The following is a 26,582-nucleotide window of genomic DNA, read 5'->3' on the forward strand; positions in this document are numbered from 1 at the left end:
AGTGGGCTTTATAAATTAATAAAATGTTTAACAAAGTCTCTACCAAACTTAGAAATTCTTAATCTATCTTTTGCCTTAGGTTTTAAATTCAAATTACTTTTTACTTTTATCATTTTCTTTCTAGGATTCGATAGTGCATCTTGCATAGATTTTACAGTTTTATGGAGATCATTTATTGCATCAATTGAATTTTTTAAATCTTTTTCAGCTGCATCATCATACTGATTTTCAAGTAAACCCATTTGTGACCGTCAAGTAAAAAGACACAATTTATGCTCATTAATTTGAAACACTTTCTTGCCCAAATATGGTCGATCTATGTTTCATTCGATAACTATCTTCATTTAGATGAATGATTTCAACTCGGTGTAGAATTCTATCTAATATAGCTGTTGTAATTGCTTGGTCACCTAATAGCTCTCCCCACTCTTTAGGTGCTTTATTTGAAGTTAAAATGATGGATGATTGATTGTATAAATCATTAATCAAGTGGAAGAACATATTAGCTTCCTGTGAATCCATCGCCATAAACATCAAATCATCAATAATAACTAAGTCTGCATCTCTTATTCTTTTCATTCTCGTCTGTGATTTTCGAGTAATTTCTTCCGTTTTTAATACATGAATAAGGTCTCCCATCGTAGTAAAGATAACCTTGTAACCTTGGTTTAACGCTTCGATTCCTAATCCAATTGATATGTGAGTTTTCCCACTACCTGGTGGTCCTAATAGAATGATATTGTGTAACTGTTCTATCCAAGTTAAATCCTTCAACCTATTCAAATGTTTATTGCTTAATGATTTCTGTTCTTTTATATTGAATTCCTCTAATGTCTTTTGGAACGGAAATGTAGCCCATTTAAATCGTTTTTCTAACTGCTTTTCTTCTCTGCGAGTTTGTTCATATTTTACTACATCTAGGAGGAACTGAGTAAAGGAGGAATCCTTTTGCTCAGCCTCTCTAATTAATGCAGGAAGGTGATTTGCTGTTTCTGTTAAACGTAGAGTTCTCATCAATTCTTGTAATTGATTTAACTGGCTCATACTGGATCACCTTCCAATATGGCAGTATAGGCATTCACTTCTCGTTTTTGAGCTTCTGTTTCCATAACCCAAGCTGAAACTCCTTTTACTCGTGTTACATTCTTAGCGGTATCATTTGGTGTATCTTCCATTTGTCGATGTCGTTTTAAATAGGCAACGACATCGCTAAAATCTGTGGCACCATAAAGATTCCTCTTTATACACTCTTTCAATGCTGTTGATAGAATTTCTTTGTTATTTGTTTTTGTCTCTTTTATTATCATTTGGAGTTGATCCCTAATATATCGAGGGTACTTCCCTTTTACTGCTTGTAGATAATCATAAGCCATCTCACTGTCATTAAAATGCTCGGCAACTGTATTCATAAATGCATCAATACCCTTTGTTCTATCACGGCTATGTTTTCTATCTTTAATCAATAACCCTTTCTCGTCAGGGATCGTATGCTTTGCTATGATTTCACCTGTTTCAGGGCTATAAATGATTAATTCTCTTTCCTCCGTTTCCTTAATGCAGACCGTTTCGTACTTGCCAAACGTCCCCAATGGTAGAGTATAACGGTTAGATAAATATCGAATGGTATTGTCCTTATGGACACATCTTGATATACTATTTTCATAGTTATATTTTATATCTATATTTTTGGTGACTGGTCTTAAGTGTTGTCTTTCCAGGGAAAATACTTCGACCGGTCTCTTTTTTGTTGTATGGTGAATTTTATAGTTTCCAGTTCTATGAAGCCATTCCCACCCTTGTTCATTCCAAGAATCAATGTTATGAAAAACTCGATGTTTAGCGAAATTATGTTTAATAAATCCAACTACATTTTCAATTTTTCCTTTGCTCTCTGGATCCGCCTTGCGGCAAACACGAAGGTTTAGATTCCTAGATTCTTTATATTGTTGGAACTCTTGTGTTAAAATTAAATCCCCACCATTCTCACTGACAACGATTAAACTATCTTGGTCATATACCAATTCACCTGGAATTCCTCCATACCACTTAAATGCATTTTCATGTGCTTTAATGACATCTTGGGTAGTAAATGGCCTATCCAACCATTCCATATATTTATATCTAGAATTAGATAGTACAAATGCTATAAAGTTTAATTTTACTTCCTTACTGTCTGCTGCCTTCTGTTTCGTATGACCAAAATCAACTTGTATTTGCTCACCCATAGGTGAATCGAGAATAGCCTCATAAATTCGTGGTGAAGTTTCCTTTCTTATTTTATATTCCTCTCGAAGTTCTCTAACATAGGAGCGAACCGTACTTTCACCTACTTCTAAATCTTCGTATCTTTCTTTTAGCCAATCTTCTACTTGTGCCGCAGACATATCTGGATGTTCTCTTAGCCAGGATAAAATTAGTTCTTTATAAGGATCTAATTTCTTACTTCTGGTTTGAATGGAATCAACCCACTTAGACATATCCGAAGGATTCTTTTTTAGATAACGATGAACGGTTGATCTTGAGATTCCTAGTTTTTCAGCTACCTTTGTCTTACTAAAACCCTTTTTAATTAATTGATGTATTTCCATATACATTTCCCACTTATCCACCTTTACGTCCTCCACTGTTCTGTATGTTTTGATATAAACATTGTACAATGGAAGTTCTTATTATTAATATTTTTGTGTAAATAAGTGTGTCTTTTTATCTAGCAAAAACTGTCTACTCTAGTTTAGCAGTCACACCATTCTTAAAAGGTTTTCCCGAACTGCTTCATATTGACTATATTCTATATTGAATTCTTCTAAGATGTCTCTATAAGTTTTAACGTCATCATTATCATCATAATAACCAGGTTGATAAGATAACCGAAGGGAAGCAATATCCAAAAGAGTTAAACGATCTAAAGTATCATAATATAAATAAGCGATATCAAAATTTACATTTTCCGCCTTCGTAACCTGTACAAAACCGTTTACCATATATTCTATTTTTTCTTCCTGATTAGTTTCACTCACTTTATCAAAGAATAATTCAAAAATTTTATCAACTTTGATTTTGTTTTTTTCATTTTTTTGTAACAGATTCTCTTTAATTAAATCAATTCTTTTATTTAATTCTTCAAGTGCTTTTTTTATATTCTGAATTTTCCGCTCAGTTCTGTAAGCAGAAATAGCTCCTCCAACTGCTGGAATCATAGAACCAAGCACATCAATTCCTACTGTTGAGACTATCCCAAACGAACTCTCAGTAATAGTATCTTGAACCATCTCTTTTAGCGCATCTGTTCCATAATCACTCATAACATTTAATATGTGTTCTGTTAAAAAACCTCGAACTGCCTCTGATTTTTTAGTCATACCATCGCTCCCTTTTATTGTGCTAAAGATATGATTCGACAAAAAAGAGGATATTTCCTCTAATAATGCAAAAGACACCCAATCGGATGCCTTAAAGCCCTAATAATTTATTCATCACCGGAAAAACTAACATTCATGAACATAATAGTTATGCCCATTTCAGGTAATTGATCATCAGTAGAAAATATTATTGTATAATCATCTACAAAATACATGCCTGCATGATTAGGTAAAGCTTTTTCGAACTCATCACCTAATTCTTCTAAATCAAGATCTAAAGTAGCAGCTACATGAAACATTGCATATAATCCATTACCTTGTAAGTCCCGATATGGTTGGTCATTTGGAATAACAACGACATAAAAATCGACCTCACCATCTTCTTCATAATTAGCAATAATGATATATTCATCCGAACTATATAGCGTCTGTGTATATCCATTTTTCGTTTCTTCAGCAGGTTGGACTTTTTCAATTAGATCAATATCATCTTCAAGAGTAGTAAGATTATTGTAATCTTCTATAAATAACTTTATTTCTTCACTGTATATTTCGTTTTCATTATCACTATTTTCAGATTTATCTATTTCGCTAAAATCCTCTGATACTTTTTCTATTGTGTGAGGTAACTCTCCATCAAGAAATTTAGTGGATATAGCACCTATCATATATCCGACTTCATAAGAACTATCAGAAATAGCGCTAACATCGTTATCTTCAAGATATTTCTCCGATACACCCTTTACAAAATTAGCGACTTCCATAACTTCTATAGTTAAAGGATCCTCAGGACTAAAATTTTCATCTATTTCCTCGACAGAGGCATCAATATTATCAATTCCTTCTGTCAAAAGTTGCTTTGCTTCAGTCTCACTATCACCGTGAGTAAGATAAGGAAGATTTAAGTAGTTTTTCGTAATTTCTTCTAAATAATAGAGTGCATCCTCTTTACTCATTTCTATTTTTTCGACTTCAGTAGTATTATCTGATTGTGAATCTTTATTTTCGATGTTAGACGAACCTTCTTCAAATCATCAACCCCTGTATATATAATACTACTATTGTACCATTACAAGGAATTTATTTCCAATTTATTTTTAAAAAGACACCTCATTTTGAGATGTCTTGATTTATTAATTATTCAAATATACTCGGCTCATACCATTGTTCGATGAATGCCATTCCATCTCCCGATCTTTCAGTGGTGATTTTAACTACATTCCCTTCGTCTTGTAAATATGGAATTCCCCAAAAACTAACTACTTGATTTACATCATCAGTTTCTTCACCTATGTAAGCAGTAAGATCACTTGCATACATGTCTACCATTTCCTTAGATGTACTTGCAGTATTTTGTCTATCAAAAGATAAATCAACTAAAACAATGTATCCTTCTCCTGTTCCCGAATCATCATTAACTCTAATATCAGTGACGGATGTCTCTGAATACTCATCTCTAACACGACTTTTATCTAACCTCTCTAACTCTGACTTTCTTATGTCAAAATCACTATCAGTTTCTTCTTCGTCTTGATCAGGCTCATCGCCATTAGATTCATCCTCGCCCTCTTCCGTTTGCTCTTCTTCGGATGAATCATCGTCTTTCACCTCATCTACATCCTCTTTATCTCCATCTTCAATCACTTCTAGATCATTATCATCAGTTTCAACGGATTCTTGTGTTTCTCGACTATTTCCGCAGCCAGCTAAAAACAAAACTGATAACAATATAAATAATACCTTCTTCACATTAATCAACTCTCCCAATAATTATAAGACAATTATCCTAAAGTTGGTTAAATAATGCAATATAAAAGGAAAATACATATTGAGATGTCTAAAGTTATTATTTATATAAGACTAATGTATGAAAACCTTCCATATTACCAGTAAGGCCCTGGTTCTGAATACTGTTTAATTTAACATCGACGATTTCATAACCTTCATTTTGTATTTCTGTAAGTATTGAATCAACTTGAGTCGTGTATTTGTCATCACTACCAAAGTTTTGATTGAGCCATTTACTAAAACTGTTGATCATTATGACGTGTACGTTACCGTCTTTTTCATGTAGTAATGGCTTTACCTCTTTTTCAAAAATATTCTCAGCACTTTTTTTCTGAGATTTATTAAATAATGCCATTTAAACCACCCCTTTTTATTGTCTTGTTATATGATTCGACAAAAGAAGGGAAATTCCTGCAAAATAATTAAAAAGACACCCACAAAAGCAGGTGCCTAATTAATTTTATTCTGATAAATTATCAAGAGCGTATTGCGCTTGTTCTTCTGTAAATTGTTCCCCATATTCTGATGTAAGTTGATCAAATAACTCTTGATCAGACATCGGCATAGTTTCTTGATAACTTTCCGCTGCTTCAAGCGCCTCTTCGTTATAATCCACTTCTACATTTTCTATAGCATATTGTGCTGCATCTTCTGGATATTGGTCTCCATATTCAGATGTTAATTGTTCAAAAAGTCCCTTTTCTGAAAACGCCATGAGGTCAATATAATTTTGAGCAGCCTGTAAAGCGTTTCGATGTTCACGTGGAACATCCTCTTCTTCTGGCTCAGGTTCATTTTCTTCCTCAACCTCTTCATCCGTTTCATCTTCATCAATGTCAGCCTCATCCTCAGCATCATCTTCTGCAGGATCTTCTTGCGCCTGCGCTTCTCCTTCAGGTTCATCGCCTCCAGCGTCTTCCCCATCACCACATGCTGTCAATGAAAACATAACAAACAACGATAACATTAAAATTAATATTTTTTTCATTTCTTAACCCCCATATGTACTATTATGGGTATATTATCTTATATCTGTAAAAGTATTGCAAGACATTCCACACAATTCCCCTATCTTTCAGGTAAATTTCCACGCTATCACTAAACGCTAATTTATCACACTATCATACTATCATACTATCATATAAATAGTCGCAGTGCCGTGCGGTTTTGTCGCAGGATCACTTTTCAAACTTGATTGCATCAATACCAAAAAAGATTACTGGTAAGTCTGTCATAGCCTTATTTAAGTAGCGATGTACGGTAGCTCTGTCAATGTTCTCTGTTTTTGCAATTTCTTGAACTGTATATTTTTTAGGGGTTATGTACTTCTTTTCCCACACCCTAAAATATTTTAATTCATTTTGGTTGCAGTTATGACGGTACGCTTCAATTTTACCCTTTATGAAATGGACCATTGCAATAGGTTTTTTCTTACTCTGTTTAATTAATTCGATCGATTCAAGGTTAATCTCATCTATATCAAAATCATGGATTGACGTTTCTTCAAATTTCAAAAGATCGTCCTCTCGTTTTTGACAATGCAAAACAAGTGTCCTATAGTTTTTCAATAACAATTTGATATTACGTAATCTTCTGTCATGTTTTACTTTCTCCTGTTCCTCTAGGTAAGCTTGATGTGCTTTTGCAGCTTCCCTTGAGGCAGTTTCAGTAATAATCTTTAATTGTTTTTCTGATAATTGCATTCTATCCTCCTAACTCCCCTTACTCGTAAAATAAATATCTTCTGCTTTCTTTGGCATGTTGTTCCATACCTCCGATAAGCTTTCCGGATCCGGAAGATCATCATTGACTGATTCAATCAATTCTTGCCATTCCGTCCAGGTTGATTTACTGATATTCTGATCAACAATAAACTGTTTATGACCATCTCGTTCTATGCCAGGTAATCGACTCAAACGAGATGGACTTCTATTCTGCCGATCGATTTCAAGTCCGTTCTTTAAACACACATCATAGAGATAATCAACTCTTTCTTTATACTGTTGAATGCTGTTTGCTTCCACTCTGACAATCGCATGAAGTGATTTCTTACCGCTATCAACAAGCATGGTGATCGGTAACTCTAATTCTCTAAGTAATGCGTTTTGACGACTGATATCGGTTGTATCTGATTCGACAAGGGCATAACAATAATCTGTGGTATTATCATTTTTGACACCTTTACCATCAAGGGGATTGAAGCGAACCCAAGCACCCACCTCTTTGTCATAGTCGCCAATTGCAAAACCTAAATCATTTTTATATCTATTAATCTCTTGGATTAACTCACCTGCAGTTTTACTGTAGACACCTTTGGTAGGAAGCTTTTCATCTCCGTTATCCCATGTATTTGTGAGATAACCGACATAATCCGTCATGTCAAATAAAGTACTGATATATTGAATCATCTGTTCATGAGGCTTCCAATTCGTTGGCTCTTGGACTTCTTTCTCTTCAATCCAGCCCTCTTCGACAATGACAAGATCATGAGAGATCGTTGAATTCCAATCCAATGCTCCATCCCCTGAAGAGTGGCTCCGTGGTTGCCAACCTTGATCTTTCGCATATTGGGTAGTGGTTGCACCAGTGACACTGGAATCCTGAAACGAATGCCATTTATTTTGGCATTCACCTGGTCTGTAACGATTAGGATCTCGTTGACTCTACTCTTCCCAATCGTCTACAGTATATCCCTCATACTTCAATGCCATTCCGGCGTCTACCCATATCCATTCTTGATAAGTAAGTATTAAAGGATCTATTTCATTTAATAATTCTACTAAGTTGAATTTTTTCATGGGATTCTATCAACTCCTAATTAGGCACATAACTATGTGGATTCGAATGAAGCGTTCTCCATTTATTAGCTGCAGTTTGTTTGATTAATTTATAGGCTTGATCATATGTCCAATTCTCAACATTTTAATAACCTCTTTGAAACAACTGTTTAATCTGTTTTGCAGAGGATAAGTTCTATGCTTCTCTTGACTTAATCGCGTTGATCAACTTATCTGCTTGCCCTTTACTATCAATCTCTGTTGGATCAATGCCAGCTTTTTCAATCTGATTGATTTGCTCTTTACTTGGCTTCTCTGCTTCCCAGCCAAAGAGTGGCTGATAGTTTGTAAGGTCTTTATCCTCGATGTCCATTGCAAATTGAATAGGATTCACTAATCTTTTTTTCTTACGCCTTAATTTTTCTAATCTCTTGGCTAATGCTTCCTCACGTTTAGCGGTTGCCTCTTCTGCAGTTGAATCTTGTATTTCCTCTATGTCGACAGGTCCACCTACTTCTTCGATCATTTGAGTAGCTTCTTTGGCTACTTCTTCATTTTCTACAATGAGATGGGCAAGGTGAACAAGTACGTGTCGGTCGGTATGCCATAGGAAATCTAAAAGCAATAGATGATCTTTCCCTGGAAATAAATGCGTCCCACGTCCTACCATTTGTCTATAAAGTGGGCGCACTCTTGTTGAGCTCAATACGACAATACAATCAACTGCAGGACTGTCCCACCCTTCTGTTAAGAGCATGGAATTACATAAGACGTTATATTTATCATTTTCAAAATCCTCTAATACCCGATCTCGATCTTTAGAGTTCCCATTGACCTCTGCCGCTTTAAATCCTTTCTCATTGAGTAAATCTCTAAATTTTTGTGATGTCTTAACCAACGAAAGAAAAACGACTGTTTTTCTATTCATACAATGATTGGCCATTCCATATGCAATTTTTTCTGGATACGAAGCCAAAACTTTCCCCTCCCCACCTGCAGAAAAGTCTCCCGTAGACTGTCTAACTTCTGATAAATCCAACTTGACAGGTAAGATTAAAGTTTGAAAAGGAGATGTATTTTATGAAGGACCAAAGAACAAAGTACATTGAACATTTAATAGAACAAAAATGTCCAAACATGAAATTATTTGCAGAAAGTATTAATTTGACATATACAACGCTCCGTTCAATGTTACAAAAAGGTATGGGTAATGCATCAGTAAACAACGTAATAAAAGTTTGTCAAGGGTTGGGTATAACTACAGCTAAACTAATAAAATAGGGAGATTTATTTGAAATAGGATCAATAATTAAAGAACAAAAAGAAGAACAGCAATTGATGGTGCTCCTTGCGTTAACAGGTGGTCTCAGACGAGGTGAAATTGCTGGTATTGCTTCAGATGTTTGTAACTTTGATAATAACAGCATTCTTATCAAACGTTCACTACAATACTCTAAAGCAAATGGATTAAGATTAAAAGGCACAAAAACAGAAGATACTCGAACAGTGATTTTATCTCAGAAATTAATGCAAAGATTACAGAATCTTTATACTATAAAGGTAGCTTTTAGAAATAGTATGGGGAATCTGTGGGAAGGTTTTAAAGATGTGAATGGTAAGGAAGTGCTTTTACTATTTTCTAATGAATATGGTAAACCTTACAGACCTGATTCAATCACTCAGTTTTGGGATCGATTTACGACAAGGAATAAAGATGAGTTGAGAAAAATTCGATTTCATGATTTAAGACACTCGAGTGCCACATACATTTTAAGTGAAGGAACAAAAGAAGGATTGAATATGAAGACTGTACAGAAACGACTAGGTCATAAAAATATTAAAACGACATTGAATCTATATAGTCATGTCACCGATCAAGATGATGAGGCAACTGGAAAGCTATTCGACGACCTTTTTAGTTAGTCACTTTCACGTCACTCCTACATAAAACTTCATGGTTTTTTTAAAATAAAAAAACGCCCTATCCCTTACGAGACAAGCGTTTACAGGAGAGCTTCCAAACGGATTTGAACCGTTGACCCCTTCCTTACCATGGAAGTGCTCTACCACTGAGCTATGGAAGCAAATGACTCCACAGGTAGGATTCGAACCTACGACCGATCGGTTAACAGCCGATTGCTCTACCACTGAGCTACTGTGGACCAATAGTAAAAACATTTGTTACTTCTCAAAGCCAAATATATGACTTAGCGACGTCCTACTCTCGCAGGGAAAACCCAACTACCATCGGCGCTGAAGAGCTTAACTGCTGTGTTCGGTATGGGAACAGGTGTGACCTCTTCGCTATTGTCACTAAATCAACGTATTCATTTGTTCAGGTCATACCCTGAAAACTAGATAAGAAACGCATCAGACAAGTCAAATCATATAATCCAGCTTCACTGACCCAGCAACGATGTTGCTAAACGGTCGTTTCAGCTTTTTAATTTAGTTAAGTCCTCGATCGATTAGTATTCGTCAGCTTCACATGTCACCATGCTTCTACCTCGAACCTATCTACCTCATCGTCTCTGAGGGATCTTACTCTAATGATGGGAAGTCTCATCTTGAGGGAGGCTTCATGCTTAGATGCTTTCAGCACTTATCCTTTCCATACGTAGCTACCCAGCCATGCTCCTGGCGGAACAACTGGTACACCAGCGGTATGTCCATCCCGGTCCTCTCGTACTAAGGACAGCTCCTCTCAAACTTCCAAACGCCCACGACGGATAGGGACCGAACTGTCTCACGACGTTCTGAACCCAGCTCGCGTACCGCTTTAATGGGCGAACAGCCCAACCCTTGGGACCGGCTACAGCCCCAGGATGCGATGAGCCGACATCGAGGTGCCAAACCTCCCCGTCGATGTGGACTCTTGGGGGAGATAAGCCTGTTATCCCCGGGGTAGCTTTTATCCGTTGAGCGACGGCCCTTCCATACGGCACCGCCGGATCACTAAGCCCGACTTTCGTCCCTGCTCGACTTGTCGGTCTCGCAGTCAAGCTCCCTTCTGCCTTTACACTCGTTGAATGATTTCCAACCATTCTGAGGGAACCTTTGGGCGCCTCCGTTACTTTTTGGGAGGCGACCGCCCCAGTCAAACTGCCTGCCTGACACTGTCTCCGAACCGGATCACGGTCCTGGGTTAGAAGGTCAACACCCTCAGGGTGGTATCCCACCGGCGCCTCCACGTAAGCTAGCGCTCACGTTTCAACGGCTCCCACCTATCCTGTACAAAGGATGCCGACATTCCATATCAGGCTACAGTAAAGCTCCACGGGGTCTTTCCGTCCTGTCGCGGGTAATGCGCATTTTCACGCATAGTATAATTTCACCGGGTCTCTCGTTGAGACAGTGCCCAAGTCGTTGCACCTTTCGTGCGGGTCGGAACTTACCCGACAAGGAATTTCGCTACCTTAGGACCGTTATAGTTACGGCCGCCGTTCACTGGGGCTTCAGTTCAACGCTTCGCTGACGCTAACGCATCCCCTTAACCTTCCAGCACCGGGCAGGTGTCAGCCCCTATACTTCGCCTTTCGGCTTCGCAGAGACCTGTGTTTTTGCTAAACAGTCGCTTGGGCCTTTTCACTGCGGCTTCTCATGCAAGAAGCACCCCTTCTCCCGAAGTTACGGGGTCATTTTGCCGAGTTCCTTAACGAGAGTTCTCCCGCTCACCTTAGAATTCTCATCTCGCCTACCTGTGTCGGTTTGCGGTACAGGCACCTGTGTCCTGGCTAGAGGCTTTTCTTGGCAGTGTGAAATCGGGAACTTCAGTACTTGATTTCCTTCCCCATCACCACTGGTCATTAGGTCAGACGGATTTGCCTATCTGACTGACTCATGGCTTGGGCGCGCTCTTCCAATCGCGCGCTTTCCCTATCCTTCTGCGTCCCCCCCTTGCTCTTAACGGCCACGAGGTGGTACAGGACTATCCACCTGTTGTCCATCGCCTACGCCTGTCGGCCTCGGCTTAGGTCCTGACTAACCCTGAGTGGACGAGCCTTCCTCAGGAAACCTTAGGCTTTCGGTGAAGAAGATTCTCACTTCTTTTTCGCTACTCATACCGGCATTCTCACTTCTAAGCGCTCCACCAGTCCTCTCGGTCTGACTTCTCAGCCCTTACAACGCTCTCCTACCATTGTTCAACGAACAATCCGTAGCTTCGGTGATACGTTTAGCCCCGGTACATTTTCGGCGCAGCGTCACTCGACCAGTGAGCTATTACGCACTCTTTCAATGATGGCTGCTTCTAAGCCAACATCCTGGTTGTCTGGGCAACGCCACATCCTTTTCCACTTAACGTATACTTGGGGACCTTAGCTGACGGTCTGGGTTGTTTCCCTCTCGACTATGAACCTTATCACCCACAGTCTGACTCCCAAGGATATATCTCTGGCATTCGGAGTTTGACTGAATTCGGTAACCCGGTAAGGGCCCCTCGTTCAATCAGTGCTCTACCTCCAGAATACATGCCTTGAGGCTAGCCCTAAAGCTATTTCGGAGAGAACCAGCTATCTCCGTGTTCGATTGGCATTTCACCCCTACCCACACCTCATCCCCGCATTTTTCAACATACGTGGGTTCGGGCCTCCAGTCAGTGTTACCTGACCTTCACCCTGGACATGGGTAGATCACACGGTTTCGGGTCGACGACCCTTTACTCTAAACGCCCTATTCAGACTCGCTTTCGCTGCGGCTTCACCTTTTCCGGTTTAACCTTGCAAAGAATCGTCACTCGCCGGTCCATTCTACAAAAGGTACGCCGTCACCCATTAACGGGCTCCGACTACTTGTAGGCACACGGTTTCAGGTTCTCTTTCACTCCCCTCCCGGGGTGCTTTTCACCTTTCCCTCACGGTACTGGTTCACTATCGGTCACTAGGGAGTATTTAGCCTTGGGAGATGGTCCTCCCGGATTCCGACGGAATTTCTCGTGTTCCGCCGTACTCAGGATCCACATCGGAGAAAATCACTTTTCCACTACAGGGCTCTTACCTTGTCTCGCGGACCTTTCCAAGTCGCTTCGTGTAAATGATTTCTTTCTCACTCCATGTGATGTGTCCTACAACCCCAAGAAGCAAGCTTCTTGGTTTGGGCTCGTTCCGTTTCGCTCGCCGCTACTCAGGAAATCGCTTTTGCTTTCTCTTCCTCTGGGTACTGAGATGTTTCAGTTCCCCAGGTCTGCCCCATTTAACCTATGGATTCAGTTAAATGCTCTACTCCATAACGAGTAGAGGGTTCCCCCATTCGGATATTCCCGGATCTTTGCTTACGTACAGCTCCCCGAGACATTTCGGTGTTCGTCCCGTCCTTCTTCGGCTCCTAGTGCCAAGGCATCCACCGTGCGCCCTTTCTTACTTAACTAAGTTGCGTTTGCACGCTTTACAGTAAAAAAGACTTATTCTTACTTGATTTGATGTCTTGTCATATTTCTTATCTAGTTTTCAAGGTACGCTTCCACAGGATGGGGTGACTTCTATGTTGTCACAAGTCTTTTCAATGAGACGAATAATCGCAGTCTTATATTGCAAAGTCGTGACATACTAATAAAGCCCCAACATTTTGTTGATGGTGGAGCCTAGCGGGATCGAACCGCTGACCTCCTGCGTGCAAAGCAGGCGCTCTCCCAGCTGAGCTAAGGCCCCTAAAATGCAGGATGGTGGGCCTAAGTGGACTCGAACCACCGACCTCACGCTTATCAGGCGTGCGCTCTAACCAGCTGAGCTATAGGCCCATCCTAAAACGGAATATTACTTTGTTTAATAGCGAGGGAATTGATCTCTCAAAACTGAACCAAACAACACATGTGTTAAGTATCATCTAAACTCAAGTTAGATGTTCCTATTAATCAGTCTAGCTCTGATTTTCCTTAGAAAGGAGGTGATCCAGCCGCACCTTCCGATACGGCTACCTTGTTACGACTTCACCCCAATCATTGGCCCCACCTTCGGCGGCTGGCTCCCATAGGGTTACCTCACCGACTTCGGGTGTTGCTAACTCTCGTGGTGTGACGGGCGGTGTGTACAAGACCCGGGAACGTATTCACCGTGGCATGCTGATCCACGATTACTAGCGATTCCGGCTTCATGCAGGCGAGTTGCAGCCTGCAATCCGAACTGTGAAGGGTTTTCTGGGATTGGCTTCACCTCGCGGCTTCGCTGCCCTTTGTACCCTCCATTGTAGCACGTGTGTAGCCCAGGTCATAAGGGGCATGATGATTTGACGTCATCCCAACCTTCCTCCGGTTTGTCACCGGCAGTCATCTTAGAGTGCCCAACTGAATGCTGGCAACTAAGGTTAAGGGTTGCGCTCGTTGCGGGACTTAACCCAACATCTCACGACACGAGCTGACGACAACCATGCACCACCTGTCACTTATGTCCCCGAAGGGAAAGCTTTATCTCTAAAGCGGCCATAAGGATGTCAAGACCTGGTAAGGTTCTTCGCGTTGCTTCGAATTAAACCACATGCTCCACCGCTTGTGCGGGTCCCCGTCAATTCTTTTGAGTTTCAGCCTTGCGGCCGTACTCCCCAGGCGGAGTGCTTAATGCGTTAACGCCAGCACTAAGGGGCGGAAACCCCCTAACACCTAGCACTCATCGTTTACGGCGTGGACTACCAGGGTATCTAATCCTGTTCGCTCCCCACGCTTTCGCACCTCAGCGTCAGTTACAGACCAGAGAGTCGCCTTCGCCACTGGTGTTCCTCCACATCTCTACGCATTTCACCGCTACACGTGGAATTCCACTCTCCTCTTCTGTCCTCAAGTTCTCCAGTTTCCAATGACCGCTTACGGTTGAGCCGCAAGATTTCACATCAGACTTAAAAAACCGCCTGCGCGCGCTTTACGCCCAATAATTCCGGACAACGCTTGCCCCCTACGTATTACCGCGGCTGCTGGCACGTAGTTAGCCGGGGCTTTCTCGTTAGGTACCGTCAAGGTACGAGCAGTGACTCTCCTACTTGTTCTTCCCTAACAACAGAACTTTACGATCCGAAAACCTTCTTCGTTCACGCGGCGTTGCTCCGTCAGACTTTCGTCCATTGCGGAAGATTCCCTACTGCTGCCTCCCGTAGGAGTCTGGGCCGTGTCTCAGTCCCAGTGTGACCGATCACCCTCTCAGGTCGGCTACGCATCGTTGCCTTGGTGAGCTGTTATCTCACCAACTAGCTAATGCGCCGCGGGCCCATCTATCAGTGACAGCTTTAAGCCGCCTTTTATCCTCTCATTAGGTAATTAGAGGTCTTATCCGGTATTAGCTCGCGTTTCCGCGAGTTATCCCCGTCTCATAGGTAGGTTGCCCACGTGTTACTCACCCGTCCGCCGCTCGTTCCACCCTTTATCACTCCGAAGAGATCGAAAGGATTTCACGCGCTCGACTTGCATGTATTAGGCACGCCGCCAGCGTTCATCCTGAGCCAAGATCAAACTCTCAATAATATTGAATGAGCATCTCTTCTACTCTGTTTTGAAGCACTAGCTTCTTCTTACTTCTTTACTTAACTTAATGGTTGTTTGGATTCAGTTTTCAAAGATCAATTAAGTGTCGTCTTTTTTGGCGACGAGATATAATATATCACGTTTAATGTGAGTCGTCAATACAATTTTTAAAATTAAATAATTATCCAGAGATAAATCAAGGATTCGACTTTTTTACGCCACTGTTTGACAACAAGAATTAATATAGCATATCAGATACTTTGTTGCAACATTTTTTTTGATCAGAATAAAGGCAAATACTAGAACTTATACTTAGGAATGTATTTTAGCACATCTTGTTCTTTTGCTACTCGACGAAACAACTGAAATAAGGTTTGATAACGATTGTACATAGCCTTTTTTACCACTATATCAATTCTTGTATCTTCCAAGTCAAAAATTAATTCATCCATCTCCTTCTTTATCATATATTCTAGTTCACTTAATTCTTTCTCATTTATAACAATACCAAACATAATAATCCCTCATCTCTCTATTTTAAAAAACGATAATAAATTCGGTTCACTGTATCTATTATTTTCCCAAATTACGAAAAAACAAACCATTATAGCTACATATATATTCATAATTCGTAATAGGACATGCATAAGATAGAGTATATCTTATCTATCAAAGGAGTAATATAATGACTTTTTTCTTTGCTTTTAAATTAAATCATTTAAAAAAGTACTTTATTGTCTTAGTTTTTGGATTTATTGTAACTTCTCTCCTTATTTTTAACGGAAACAAGTATTTGCAAGTTTTCTCTTCAGAAGAAGACCCACGTGCATTACTGAAAGGAAATGAAGATAGAAATGAAATTGGTTTAACCTTTAATATAACTTGGGGGGATGAAATGCTTGAACCTATCTTGCAGCAATTAGAAAATGAAAATGTTTCAGCTACTTTCTTTTTATTGGGTGAATGGGCAGAGCATCATCCACACTTAGTTGACTTAATTGCTGAAAAGGGACACGAAATCGGTATGTTGGGGTATCGATATAAAAGTTATCTTGAGCTAGAAACCAATGAGGTAACAAAGGATCTTTATAAGGCAAAGGATATCTTCACAAAATTAAACTATCCTGATTTATATTTATTACGAACACCTAGTGGTCATCTTAATAAAGAAGTGCTAACAACAGCTGTTAATCAAGGTTACCAAGTCATTGATTGGCGAGTAAATCCAAATGATTGGGAGACACCTGGTGTCAATAACATTGTAGATGAAGTAATGTTAGAAACTGAAAATGGCGATATTATTTTAATGCATGCTTCTGATTCCGCCACCCAAACAGCAGAAGCTCTGGAAACTATCCTGCCAGGACTAAAGAAAAAAGGGTTTCAGTTTGTAACCATTTCTGAACTGATAACTCAAGCAGAAATTGATACAAAACCAATCGAATAAATATTACACATATTTCTGCTTTAATCTTCTCATATTAAAGGTATCGATATTAATTTGAGAAGGAGTAAAATCAATGTTCAAGAAAATTATAATATTTGTCTTAATTGTCTCCATCTTAATAATTGGCTGTAGCCCGGGTAATGGTCAATCAAATAACAACCAGGATAGCAGCTATGAAGAAACGAAGAAAATGATGACTGATATTTTAAAATCAGAAGATGGCAAAAAAGCAATTATAGAAGTAATTGCAGATGATTCAACGCAACAAGTTTATGTTATTCATGATGATACCGTTAAAACGGCAATTGAAGAAGCACTTACTTCTGAAAAGGGAAAGTCCTTTTGGTCAAAGATGTTTAGTGATCAGGAATTTGTCAAGGAATTTTCCGATGCGATGATTGATCAACAAGAGGATGTTTTCAAACGATTAATGAGTGATTCGGGTTATCAAGAGAAAATGCTTGATCTCTTTGCTAACCCTGAATTCGAACAACAAATTCAGACACAATTAAAAAGCCAAAAGTTTAAAGAACATTTAGAGGAAAGCATTCAAGAAACACTGGAGTCTCCACTTTTTCAAGCTAAGGTTTCTGAAATCATTGTTCAACACGCCAAAAAGATAGTTGGAGAAGGAGAAGGTGGAGGGGAAGGACAAGATGATCAACAATCGCAAGAGAATGATTCGTCTAGTGAGTCTGGCCAATAATTAAAACGTCCCATTCTACAGTTACTTATATGAATGGGACGCTTTCTTAAGATTCGTTGGTTAGAACCTGTTCGGCAATCCTTTGATAAATTTGCCCGATTGGATGTATTTCAGGATAAACCGAGCCATGCTGATTTGGATAAGCGCTAGGCTGACTTAATGGAATTTGAGCAATTAAGGGAGCATTTATTTCATTGGCTAGTGTTTCGCCACCACCTTTTCCAAAGACATACTCCTTCTCTCCAGTCAATTGGCTTTCAAAGTATGCCATATTCTCAACGACACCAATAATTTCATGATTTGTATTTAAGGCCATTTTCCCAGCTCTAGAAGCGACAAATGCTGCCGTCGGATGCGGCGTTGTCACAATAATTTCCTTCGAGGATGGAATCATTTGATGAACAGATAAGGCCATATCACCTGTCCCTGGTGGAAGGTCAAGTAATAAATAATCAAGTTCTCCCCATTCAACTTCGACAAAAAAACTTCGAAGCATTTTTCCTAAACGAGGGCCACGCCAAATGACAGGTTCATTATCTTCAACGAAAAAACCCATCGAAATAATTTGGACATCATGAGCTTCAACAGGAATGATTCGATTTCCTTTCAATGTAGGGCGCTCAGTAATTCCCATCATGTCTGGCACACTAAATCCGTAAATATCAGCATCAATGATACCAACTTTTTTTCCTAAACGGGCTAATGCAACTGCAATATTCACTGTCACCGTTGACTTTCCAACCCCTCCCTTTCCACTTGCAATAGAAATGAATTTCGTATCCAATTTTCCATTTAATAGCGATGATGGTTCATTTACATTTGCTTGTAACCCCTCTAATTCTTTATCTGAAAATTGTTCGAAGTGTATATCAACTGTGGCACTACCTACACGTTTCAGTTTGTTGACAATTTCCTCTTCCATTTTCTTTTGTTCGGGTGTATTTATTTTTCCAATGGCAATTCTTAAACTAATATGTTCTGAGTTTTTTTCTGCTTGAATGTTTCTTACTCCGTTCGTCTCAGTAAGTGTTTTATTTAAAGTAGGATCTACAATTGACCTTAATAATGCCATAACTTGCTGTTTATTTAACACGTTTAGGAACTCCTTTCGATTCATCTTATCGTTAGTATAGCATATTCGATTTTCCAGAAAAAATCGGCTGATTTATTGAGAAAAATAGCTCAAAATACCATAGTAAATACTTGCTGCCATTTTATCTTGATAAGGTGATTGCTTTAATAATTCACGTTCATCAGGATTTGATAAAAAACCAATTTCTACTAATGAGGCAGGTCGATTAGCATATTTCAACACATAGATGCTATTAATCGCTAACGCTTCTCGGTTGGTATTAGCGAGATTTATTTTAATTTCTTCCTGAATCATTTCAGCTAATATTTTGGAATTTGGCTGATTAGGGTGATAAAACGTTTGCGCCCCACGCCATTGTGTAGAAGGAAGTGCATTTAAATGAATCGTAATAAAAATATCCGGATCCTTCTCTTCCATAAAAGCCACTCGATTCTTGATGTCCTCAACCTTTCGCTGTGAAATACTTTTCGTATCATCATTTGCTAAATCACGATCTGTCTCCCGTGTTAAAAAGACCTCTGCACCAGCCTGTTGTAAATAATCTCGTAGCTTTTGGCTGACTGTTAAAGCAATTTCCTTTTCTAATGTCTGATCTGCTCCAACGGCCCCACCATCTGCACCACCGTGTCCGGGATCAAGAACAATGACTTTATTTGATAATGGAAGATTTAGTGAATCCATTGAATCGATTGTTTGTTCAATTGGATATTTCATTAAGTAGAATAATAAGAAGAATCCTGCCATCCAAATGATGAAATTTACTATTTTTGACATTGTCCATTCCTCCGTTCATATTTACTTAACTATATGGAAGAGCTTGGACAATTAGAACGTTAGAAAAGCTCATATTACCTCGACATTTAGTGAAATCACACTATGGATTACTTCACTTCAATCAGTGAGAGTTTTTCGACGCACAAGTCTTTTGGGTGGGGTGAGTAATCACAACCCCAAGATGTGCTAGTGCAGACGTTACGACAGGACGTCGTGATCTTAGTCTGTATCCCTTAGTCCCACTGATTGGGACTGGGGCTGTGATTATACGCCCCACTGAAAACATTTGTTTAGTTAAGTGAACCAGGACATTAGCACACCTGTATCTCCCGCCTAATAGATTTGTTTCCTCTCTTAGGAAGGACCACAGGCTAAAACCACCACATCGTGTTGCCCCGAGTTTTACGGACGGTTATCTGTGATAAATGATTTCTTGAATCTTTTCCAGACCATTTTGTGAAAATATTACACTACTCAATAATCCTACAACATAACAAATACGTTTATATTAGTTTTGTTTATTCTTCCAATCTGTGTTTTTTACAGCTACTCCGATTTTCAGCTAACCTTCAAACTTTCTTATAGCACAAAAAACCTATCTATCTTGACTAGGTTTAATTTCTGAGAATATTTTGCACCCATGTTTGGGCATCTTGATATGTAGTAAAAACCCATTCTTGATCAAGCCTTAGCTTCTCCATCAATCGATCTAATTCGAGCCAGTTTACCTGCTCATAAGCAACAGCGAGATGATAAATGTCAGTTAAGATGCCTTGCTTCCCTAGTAGGGCTTGCTCGATAACTTCATCTAAAGATAAAGAGCGTAATAGCTTATCAATTGGCTGCAATAAGATCGCTGGTAATTGAGAAAAATAACCGACTAAAAAGGCTTCCTGCTTTAAATTGGGAACAATCCTCTGGGCAATACTTTCACACATTTTTGCACGATAATAAGAGCTTTTCACCAATGCGTCAGTTCCTTGAAAACTCTTCCTCTGATAATTCTCTCTTAATGCAAGAATATAGAGCCACTTTTTAATTTCCTTTTGCCCCAACAATACAACAGCTTGGTGAATTGAGTGTATTCGCTCAATTCGACGATAGGCAGGTGAATTGATTAGTTTTAATAACTTATAAGATAAAGATAAATCCATCTGAATAATATTTGCAATTTCCTTCAAATCAAAATCCTTACGATCAATCTGCTGAATTAATCGTAGATAGGTGTAATAAAAACTTGGTATTTCTAAGCTCTCCATTAATTTAGGTCGCATGAAAAAATAACCTTGAAAATATTGATAGCCTATCTCTAATGCTTCTCTAAAAACTTCAATCGTTTCAATTTTTTCAGCGAGAAGCCGAATACGAGGATAGTTCTGACGGACTCGTTCTGCAATTTGCTGGCGCTTACATCTGGTCTCACACTGAATAAAATCCACCTTAATAAAGGTAAGATATCGGATCAGGTCAGCCTGTTCCCATTTTTCAAACAGCTCAAGTGTTACATCATCGAGTGCGAGTCGATAGCCTTGTTTCGCAAGCTTTTTTATGAAAAACTTTATTTCTTCTGTAATTTCAATTGTTTCAAGTAATTCAATAATAAGATTATCTGGATCAAATTGCTGTATGATACCTTCTTTTAATAAGTTTTCTGTAAAGTTAATAAAGACAGGATAAGCACCAGAAAGCTGTTCAATACCAATGTTCACAAATGCATTAACCATGACGTCAATTGTGGCAAAGTCTCCATCAAAATGATCTGTTGGCTCTTCACCTCGATAGAGTAATTCATATGCAAATAATTCCTTTTTATGATTGAGGATGGGCTGCTTAGCTAACATTACCTTTTCCATGTCGACACCGCCTATTGTTTCAAAATAGTTACGATATATTACAAATAGATTAACATAAACCTCTATTAAGTCAAATAACGCTTCGGATTACGGGTGGTATGTGGAGCTAAAACATTGATTTTACTTAAAGCGCGTCCTCAAAACTAACATATCCTAGCAGAAATCACTTTCCTTGAAAACGGTAGCTATCTATTTCCTCCTTCGTCTAGAAAATTTATTTCTACTCATGATTTTGATTGGACATGGATCTACAGCTTCAACATTCCTACAAGATGTTGAGTTCTTAGACAAAGCTCCTTTGAATCACTCATTTTATTTCGACTAGGCAAGTACTTAGGCAAGTACTAATGAAAGCATGCATTTTTTTCATGTTTTATTTCGTTAAATTGATCGAAAGGATACTTAAAGATCATTACCATTACATAAAGAAATGAAGGCCTTGTCAAATTAAACTTGACAGGAATCAAAAAAAGTTGATCCAACGCTAATAGATAAAGTTACATGTTATTTACTCATTTTCACTAATTCAACTACCAACTGGCTTTTTTTACACCAGGGATCTGTCCTTTATGAGCGTACTCTCTAGATTCGAGACATGTTGAATTTACGAAGATAACCACGTGGTCTGCCTGTAATCTCATAGCGGTTTTTTAAATGTGTCGGTGAAGAATTTATTGATCACTGTATTGAGTTCAAGGTTCTTCGCTTTCACAACTATATAAAGCAGATATGAATAACAACCCTTTTGTTAAATGGGAAACAAGAATCTCTAAAGGAGTGTTACAATAGATAACAAAGACAGTACTTTTTCAAATTAAATAATGACATTCACTGAACTCAATAAGATTAAGCCCCCACCACAAATGATCCAATTTCAAGATAATTAAGACTAAACATGTTTCAAATTGCTTTTAAGGTTACATGATATGCATAATAAAATTGTTAGATGGAAGCAATTTAAGATTTGATCATTATCGATAAAATTCTTAGAGACCCATACTTGATCATTAAGATTACACTTAGCACTGGATAGAATCAGATGAGGATTTTATAATCTACACGTTTAGACTATAAAGGAGCATTTTGAAGAAAACTTAACTTTATAGAGGGAGGATTATATGAGGATTGATATCGTAGGCTCAGTAGCTAGTGGTAAAACTACATTGGCTAGGCGTTTATCTGAGAAATATCAAGTTCCTTTCTATGAAAAGGACAACATCGTTTACGCACGCACAAGTCAAGAGGACATCCGACGTACAAAGGCTGAACGTGATGTATTATTCCAAGAAATCATCGGACAAAAGGATTGGATAGTCGAAGGCAGTCCTCGAGAAATACTACGAGAAAGTTTTATCACATGTGACTATATTATTGTATTAGATGTACCCTTACATACTCGATTATATCGCACACTTCGACGCTGGATACGACAAAGGATCGGCACAGAAAAATACAACTCTAAACCTACACTTGAATTTCTCTACTGTAATTTCAAATGGGTGATTGGCTATCATCAAGAACGGGCAACATTGATAAAAGATTTGGCGATGCAATCTGATAAGATTTATTTTTTCAAAAATGGTATTGAAGTTGAACGCTTTTTGGAAGAGTACTTTTGAAAAGGTCAAGGCTCAGGGTATGAAGAGAATTTGGTGTAACGCCAGAAAAAGCAAGGTGAACTTTTACAAAAAATTTGGTTTGCAAGAGACTAACTTCGAATTTATAAAGGGAGGCAAACCCTATATTATAATGGAGAAGAATTTGTAGACAATGATTATGTAACGGCCCATTTAATTGAATATCTAAAAACAGAGCAAAAATCCTCCTGTGAAAGAGGATTTTTTACTATTACTAAAAAAATTAAAAATAGGCTATTCTATTTCTTTTAGATTTGGAATTTAGCTACTTTTCATCTTCTTCTGAAAAATATAGATCGCCAATATCGTTAGCCCTATCCCATAACCAATAACCCACCATATATGAGGAAAAAGGTTTGAATAATCACCATGAATCACTGCTCTTCCCATATCAACAGCATGTACAAATGGCAGTATATAAGCTATTCTTTCAAACCAACCACCCACTAACTCTAAACTAAACCATGCACCTGAAAGCCATGCTGTTACGTTTGTGAGTAACGCTCCACAAATTCCTCCTACCGCTTTCTCATTGAACAGACTTCCACATAAAAGTCCGATCGCGATAAATAAGATGGCTACTGGCAAGAGGAGCAGAATTGAAAAAATAAGCTCTACAGTAAAGGGCATTCCCAACATGATTGACACACTATAACAAATCACTGCCTGAAATAATGACATTGGGATTAACGGCAAAGTGTAGCCCATAATAAAATCAAATGATGTCATCGGCGTGGTAAATAATCGAGTGAGGAATTCACTCGCACGATCCTTTGCAATGATTTGTGCTGAAAATAATGACATAAATGATAGACCGAAGACCGCAATACCTGGTGTTAGGTTGGTCAGATTAAATAAATCATTGGGCACGTTTTGATTAATAAACGTTAATAACAGGATAATAATAACCGGAAATAATAAACCGAATAACATCGAAATTGGATCGCGAATGATTTCTTTTGTTGTGCGTAAACTAAACATCATTGTTTTCATTTTGGCACCTCTCTTACTAACGAAACAAAAGCATCTTCAAAAGATGATGTAGAAGTTTGAGTGATTAATTCCCCTACACCCCCAAGCGCCTTCACTTCTCCCTGCTTTAAAATACAAATTCGGTCTGACAGAGCTTCAGCTTCCTCTAAATAATGTGTGGTGAGAATAATCGTCACATGACCTTTCAGCCCATTAATAACTTCCCAAAGTTCACGTCTTGCTAGAATATCAAGACCTAGAGTTGGCTCATCTAAAAATAAAATTTCCGGTTCACTGATCAATGCCATTGCAATACTTAACCGACGTTTCCAACCTCCAGACAAGGTCTGACTTCGCTGTTTCCCAAAGGGGGTAAGTGATAACACATTCATTACTTCGATAACCTTTTGTTCACGATCCTTTGGTGAGAAACCATGTACGCCTGCCATCAGTTCTAAATTTTCATATACAGTTAAATTAGGTGCAATTGCTGTTTCCTGTGGAGAGACAGCAATAAGTTTTTTCACTTGATCTGCTTGTTTTAGAACATCGTAACCAAAGATGGCAGCCTCTCCACTCGTAGGCTTTATTAAACAAGAGAGCATTTTAATTAACGTTGATTTTCCAGCTCCATTAACACCAAGGATTGAGAACACTTCTCCTTTTGTGATTGACAGTGAAACGTCATTCACAGCTTTTTGCTTACCATATCTTTTCGTTAACTGTTTCGTTTCAATTGCAATCATTTGTCTCCCTCCTTTTTATTTAGGAGGACATTTGCAGGAAAAAAACCCTGCATATAATTTTGTGGGACAATAGCAAGACCTCGGTCTTCATCTCCAAGTATCATTAAGGTATCACCCGCTTCAATATGAAATAGTTCCCGAGCCTTTTTGGGTATCACGATTTGTCCTCGTTCTCCAACTGTCGTTGCACCAAATATATGCTTTCCTTTCGGTGGAACCGCTACTCCTTCTTCTTGTTCGTTGTAGTTCACTAAATTATCAATTGTAACATCATAAAGTTCAGCTAATTTGATGCAAAAATGGATATCAGGAGTTGACTCCCCTTTTTCCCATTTTGCAATTACTTGGCGGGAAACACCTAATTGTTCTGCCAACTCTTCTTGTGTATATTGATGTTGCTGTCTTAATCGTGTCAAATTCATATTTATCATGTTTTTTTACACCTCCTTTTATATTATCCTTTACCTTATAGCATCCGTCTATCAACAAAAGATAACATTGATGTTCAAATTTGTTGCCCGCAAAACTGTTTTTTATCCTAAATACAAACAGTAATCGATTAATAAGATGCTTTATCCTATATTATTCATGGGTGTGTAGTCTACAGCTATTCTAAGCATTAAAAAATGGAAAAAATCGCGTTAGATGAAAACAAAAGAATCATTACGCTTTTACCCGAGCATTTGATTTTAAATAAAAAGCTTTGGTGTTACTATGGAAAGATAAAGAATCTGTTATTCAATAAACAGATTCTCGAAAAATAAGTTAGTTAAAAAAAATGTTAGGAACGGACATAAAATTAGCAGAGTAAGATCGTTAACAAGAAAAAACTCCCAGATTGTCCGATTTCAAGAAAGTAAGGAGATAGCTAATGATATTAGAATTAAAAAAGGCTGAATTCTACAGATGTAGCGATTTGCTATATGAACAGGGTCAGTTGGAAGCTAAAGCAGTTATCGAAGGAGTAAATCCTGGTCGTGTTTTTGTAGATGATGTTGATTCTCCCACTTCCGGACTTATTTGGTTAGGTAATAACGATGGGTTTTTCTTTATTGGAAATGAAAGGAATGGAGAATTCAATACTGAATTAAATCATTTTATCGATACAGTTATCAAACCAGAAGCTAGCAAGGTTGGCTTAGCTTGGTTTGAAGCTATTGGTGATCATACTAAATGGAATGATACGTTTAAAAGGGTGTTTGAGAACCGTGATTTAGGAAGTTGGAATCAGAAGGTTTATACATTACAAAAAGCCGATTATAAAAACAGCTTTGAACCTGTGATTGAAAAGGGATATCGTGTTGCTAAACTCAGTGAGAGGCTTTTTGAAAATAGGAATCAATCAATTGAAAACATTGAGTTTTTACATGGCAAAATATTAGCATCTTGGTCCTCACCTGAGGCTTTCTTTAACAAGGGTATAGGATATTGTATTATTCATCAAAATAAAGTGGTAAGTATTTGTTTTTCAGGTTTCAGTGTTGAAAATGTTCACTGCATTGATATTGAAACATTAGCCCCTTACCAGGGTAAAAAATTAGCTCAAAAGATAGCTCATCATTATGTTAAAGATTGTCTGGAGAATGATCAGATTCCATATTGGGACTGTATGGAAATGAATAAACCCTCTGTTGCAGTTGCAGAGAGCATAGGATTCAGAAATTTCTTTAACTATGTTGGCTATGACTTTTCACTGGAATAATTATGCAATTCCTTCGATATGGGCTATGGAATAAAGAGAATCGTTTATATAATTAAAAGCACGGATTCAAATCTGTGCTCTTTTTATACTGTCAGAAAGCTTTTTCAGCAAAGGTAATATTAATTGTCATTCTAAATGTAACATTTGAATACATTCGAGCATCAATCTGAAGCTTTAAGTGAATCACTTTCAAGTGATCAAGCATAAATTTTATAGCTCTTACTTTACTAAGCTAACAAAATTTAGACTGCCCAATGCAAACGTTAAAAGAGCTATCACAAGATTGT

At 38.3% G+C, this 26,582-nt stretch carries 25 protein-coding genes, 4 tRNA genes, 3 rRNA genes and 1 pseudogene; 7 read left to right on the plus strand and 26 right to left on the minus strand.

The window, feature by feature from the left end:
- Positions 1 to 8: 8 nt before the first annotated feature.
- The 11 genes from ACS127_RS03355 to ACS127_RS03405 form a co-directional block, all read right to left on the minus strand.
- A complete protein-coding gene (locus ACS127_RS03355; RefSeq protein WP_440897045.1) occupies positions 9 to 242 on the minus strand; it encodes a hypothetical protein in 234 nt (77 codons plus the stop codon).
- A 37-nt stretch (positions 243 to 279) separates the two neighbouring features.
- Positions 280 to 1,044 (minus strand): IS21-like element helper ATPase IstB, encoded by a 765-nt coding sequence (gene istB, locus ACS127_RS03360; RefSeq protein ID WP_337020333.1) that lies wholly within the window; start codon positions 1,042 to 1,044, stop codon positions 280 to 282.
- Positions 1,041 to 2,609 carry an IS21 family transposase gene (gene istA, locus ACS127_RS03365; RefSeq protein WP_440898046.1) on the minus strand — a complete coding sequence of 523 codons (1,569 nt, stop codon included), beginning with the start codon at positions 2,607 to 2,609 and terminating at the stop codon, positions 1,041 to 1,043. The genes istB and istA overlap by 4 nt, the downstream gene beginning before the upstream one ends.
- A 129-nt stretch (positions 2,610 to 2,738) precedes the next feature.
- Positions 2,739 to 3,359, minus strand: a complete 621-nt coding sequence (locus ACS127_RS03370; RefSeq protein WP_440897046.1) for a hypothetical protein — start codon at positions 3,357 to 3,359, stop codon at positions 2,739 to 2,741.
- A 107-nt stretch (positions 3,360 to 3,466) separates the two neighbouring features.
- Positions 3,467 to 4,315: a hypothetical protein gene (locus ACS127_RS03375; RefSeq protein ID WP_440897047.1), complete on the minus strand. Its 849-nt coding sequence runs from the start codon at positions 4,313 to 4,315 to the stop codon at positions 3,467 to 3,469.
- A gap of 181 nt (positions 4,316 to 4,496) precedes the next feature.
- Complete coding sequence (locus ACS127_RS03380; protein WP_440897048.1) at positions 4,497 to 5,108, minus strand: lipoprotein; 612 nt, start codon at positions 5,106 to 5,108, stop codon at positions 4,497 to 4,499.
- A 97-nt stretch (positions 5,109 to 5,205) separates the two neighbouring features.
- The gene (locus tag ACS127_RS03385; protein WP_440897049.1) at positions 5,206 to 5,502 is read right to left on the minus strand and encodes a hypothetical protein; all 297 of its coding nucleotides are present in this window, start codon (positions 5,500 to 5,502) and stop codon (positions 5,206 to 5,208) included.
- Between the two features lie 105 nt (positions 5,503 to 5,607).
- Positions 5,608 to 6,135, minus strand: a complete 528-nt coding sequence (locus ACS127_RS03390; RefSeq protein WP_440897050.1) for an Ltp family lipoprotein — start codon at positions 6,133 to 6,135, stop codon at positions 5,608 to 5,610.
- Positions 6,136 to 6,325: 190 nt separating this feature from the next.
- Positions 6,326 to 6,850, minus strand: a complete 525-nt coding sequence (locus tag ACS127_RS03395; protein WP_440897051.1) for a hypothetical protein — start codon at positions 6,848 to 6,850, stop codon at positions 6,326 to 6,328.
- A 9-nt stretch (positions 6,851 to 6,859) separates the two neighbouring features.
- Positions 6,860 to 7,660 (minus strand): hypothetical protein, encoded by an 801-nt coding sequence (locus ACS127_RS03400; protein WP_440897052.1) that lies wholly within the window; start codon positions 7,658 to 7,660, stop codon positions 6,860 to 6,862.
- A 460-nt stretch (positions 7,661 to 8,120) separates the two neighbouring features.
- Positions 8,121 to 8,900: a helicase-related protein gene (locus tag ACS127_RS03405; RefSeq protein ID WP_440897053.1), complete on the minus strand. Its 780-nt coding sequence runs from the start codon at positions 8,898 to 8,900 to the stop codon at positions 8,121 to 8,123.
- A 104-nt stretch (positions 8,901 to 9,004) separates the two neighbouring features.
- On the opposite strand from ACS127_RS03405, the gene ACS127_RS03410 reads away from it, so the two are divergent.
- Both ACS127_RS03410 and ACS127_RS03415 read left to right on the plus strand, forming a co-directional pair.
- Positions 9,005 to 9,205 (plus strand): hypothetical protein, encoded by a 201-nt coding sequence (locus ACS127_RS03410; RefSeq protein WP_440897054.1) that lies wholly within the window; start codon positions 9,005 to 9,007, stop codon positions 9,203 to 9,205.
- A 27-nt stretch (positions 9,206 to 9,232) separates the two neighbouring features.
- Positions 9,233 to 9,847, plus strand: a complete 615-nt coding sequence (locus tag ACS127_RS03415) for a site-specific integrase (protein ID WP_440898068.1) — start codon at positions 9,233 to 9,235, stop codon at positions 9,845 to 9,847.
- An 89-nt stretch (positions 9,848 to 9,936) separates the two neighbouring features.
- Here the strand turns inward: ACS127_RS03415 and ACS127_RS03420 are convergent.
- From ACS127_RS03420 to ACS127_RS03455, 8 genes are all read right to left on the minus strand, one after another.
- Positions 9,937 to 10,008: transfer RNA gene (locus tag ACS127_RS03420), tRNA-Thr, on the minus strand.
- A 6-nt stretch (positions 10,009 to 10,014) separates the two neighbouring features.
- Positions 10,015 to 10,086: transfer RNA gene (locus ACS127_RS03425), tRNA-Asn, on the minus strand.
- Between the two features lie 43 nt (positions 10,087 to 10,129).
- Positions 10,130 to 10,242: ribosomal RNA gene (rrf, locus tag ACS127_RS03430) — 5S ribosomal RNA — on the minus strand.
- A gap of 130 nt (positions 10,243 to 10,372) precedes the next feature.
- Positions 10,373 to 13,288: ribosomal RNA gene (locus ACS127_RS03435) — 23S ribosomal RNA — on the minus strand.
- Between the two features lie 205 nt (positions 13,289 to 13,493).
- Positions 13,494 to 13,569, minus strand: a tRNA-Ala gene (locus tag ACS127_RS03440).
- 12 nt (positions 13,570 to 13,581) lie between these two features.
- Positions 13,582 to 13,658, minus strand: a tRNA-Ile gene (locus tag ACS127_RS03445).
- Positions 13,659 to 13,797: 139 nt separating this feature from the next.
- Positions 13,798 to 15,365 (minus strand): 16S ribosomal RNA (locus ACS127_RS03450).
- Together the 16S, 23S and 5S rRNA genes with 4 tRNA genes alongside form the textbook arrangement of a ribosomal RNA operon.
- 299 nt (positions 15,366 to 15,664) lie before the next feature.
- Complete coding sequence (locus ACS127_RS03455; protein WP_440897055.1) at positions 15,665 to 15,880, minus strand: hypothetical protein; 216 nt, start codon at positions 15,878 to 15,880, stop codon at positions 15,665 to 15,667.
- A gap of 170 nt (positions 15,881 to 16,050) precedes the next feature.
- On the opposite strand from ACS127_RS03455, the gene pdaB reads away from it, so the two are divergent.
- Together pdaB and gerD are read left to right on the plus strand one after the other, a co-directional pair.
- A complete protein-coding gene (gene pdaB, locus ACS127_RS03460; protein WP_440897056.1) occupies positions 16,051 to 16,812 on the plus strand; it encodes a polysaccharide deacetylase family sporulation protein PdaB in 762 nt (253 codons plus the stop codon).
- A 73-nt stretch (positions 16,813 to 16,885) separates the two neighbouring features.
- On the plus strand, positions 16,886 to 17,518 hold the full coding sequence (gene gerD / locus ACS127_RS03465; protein WP_440897057.1) for a spore germination lipoprotein GerD: 633 nt from the start codon (positions 16,886 to 16,888) through the stop codon (positions 17,516 to 17,518).
- A 46-nt stretch (positions 17,519 to 17,564) separates the two neighbouring features.
- On the opposite strand, the gene ACS127_RS03470 is transcribed toward gerD, so the two are convergent.
- The 4 genes and pseudogenes from ACS127_RS03470 to ACS127_RS03485 form a co-directional block, all read right to left on the minus strand.
- A complete protein-coding gene (locus ACS127_RS03470) occupies positions 17,565 to 18,611 on the minus strand; it encodes a P-loop NTPase (protein WP_440897058.1) in 1,047 nt (348 codons plus the stop codon).
- Positions 18,612 to 18,683: 72 nt separating this feature from the next.
- Positions 18,684 to 19,385 carry an N-acetylmuramoyl-L-alanine amidase CwlD gene (cwlD, locus tag ACS127_RS03475; protein ID WP_440897059.1) on the minus strand — a complete coding sequence of 234 codons (702 nt, stop codon included), beginning with the start codon at positions 19,383 to 19,385 and terminating at the stop codon, positions 18,684 to 18,686.
- Positions 19,386 to 19,999: 614 nt separating this feature from the next.
- Positions 20,000 to 21,238 carry an EAL and HDOD domain-containing protein gene (locus ACS127_RS03480; RefSeq protein WP_440897060.1) on the minus strand — a complete coding sequence of 413 codons (1,239 nt, stop codon included), beginning with the start codon at positions 21,236 to 21,238 and terminating at the stop codon, positions 20,000 to 20,002.
- Positions 21,239 to 21,768: 530 nt separating this feature from the next.
- Positions 21,769 to 21,910: pseudogene (locus tag ACS127_RS03485) on the minus strand (30S ribosomal protein S14); the annotation flags it as partial.
- A 446-nt stretch (positions 21,911 to 22,356) separates the two neighbouring features.
- Between ACS127_RS03485 and ACS127_RS03490 the strand changes: the two are divergent.
- Together ACS127_RS03490 and ACS127_RS03495 are read left to right on the plus strand one after the other, a co-directional pair.
- On the plus strand, positions 22,357 to 22,857 hold the full coding sequence (locus ACS127_RS03490) for an AAA family ATPase (protein ID WP_440897061.1): 501 nt from the start codon (positions 22,357 to 22,359) through the stop codon (positions 22,855 to 22,857).
- 19 nt (positions 22,858 to 22,876) lie between these two features.
- Positions 22,877 to 23,005 carry a hypothetical protein gene (locus tag ACS127_RS03495; protein WP_440897062.1) on the plus strand — a complete coding sequence of 43 codons (129 nt, stop codon included), beginning with the start codon at positions 22,877 to 22,879 and terminating at the stop codon, positions 23,003 to 23,005.
- Between the two features lie 131 nt (positions 23,006 to 23,136).
- On the opposite strand, the gene ACS127_RS03500 is transcribed toward ACS127_RS03495, so the two are convergent.
- The 3 genes from ACS127_RS03500 to ACS127_RS03510 are packed head-to-tail and all read right to left on the minus strand — an operon-like array spanning position 23,137 to position 25,024.
- Positions 23,137 to 23,868 carry an ABC transporter permease gene (locus tag ACS127_RS03500; protein WP_440897063.1) on the minus strand — a complete coding sequence of 244 codons (732 nt, stop codon included), beginning with the start codon at positions 23,866 to 23,868 and terminating at the stop codon, positions 23,137 to 23,139.
- Positions 23,865 to 24,593 carry an ABC transporter ATP-binding protein gene (locus ACS127_RS03505; RefSeq protein WP_440897064.1) on the minus strand — a complete coding sequence of 243 codons (729 nt, stop codon included), beginning with the start codon at positions 24,591 to 24,593 and terminating at the stop codon, positions 23,865 to 23,867. The genes ACS127_RS03500 and ACS127_RS03505 overlap by 4 nt, the downstream gene beginning before the upstream one ends.
- A complete protein-coding gene (locus ACS127_RS03510; RefSeq protein WP_440897065.1) occupies positions 24,590 to 25,024 on the minus strand; it encodes a helix-turn-helix domain-containing protein in 435 nt (144 codons plus the stop codon). Before ACS127_RS03510 ends, ACS127_RS03505 begins: the two co-directional genes overlap by 4 nt.
- A 440-nt stretch (positions 25,025 to 25,464) precedes the next feature.
- Here ACS127_RS03510 and ACS127_RS03515 point away from each other — a divergent pair, with 440 nt between their 5' ends.
- Positions 25,465 to 26,295, plus strand: coding sequence for a GNAT family N-acetyltransferase (locus tag ACS127_RS03515; RefSeq protein ID WP_440897066.1), 831 nt, complete (start codon positions 25,465 to 25,467; stop codon positions 26,293 to 26,295).
- Positions 26,296 to 26,582: the final 287 nt, after the last annotated feature.

This window comes from Amphibacillus sp. Q70 (genome assembly GCF_052055485.1).
Classification (GTDB): domain Bacteria; phylum Bacillota; class Bacilli; order Bacillales; family Amphibacillaceae; genus Amphibacillus.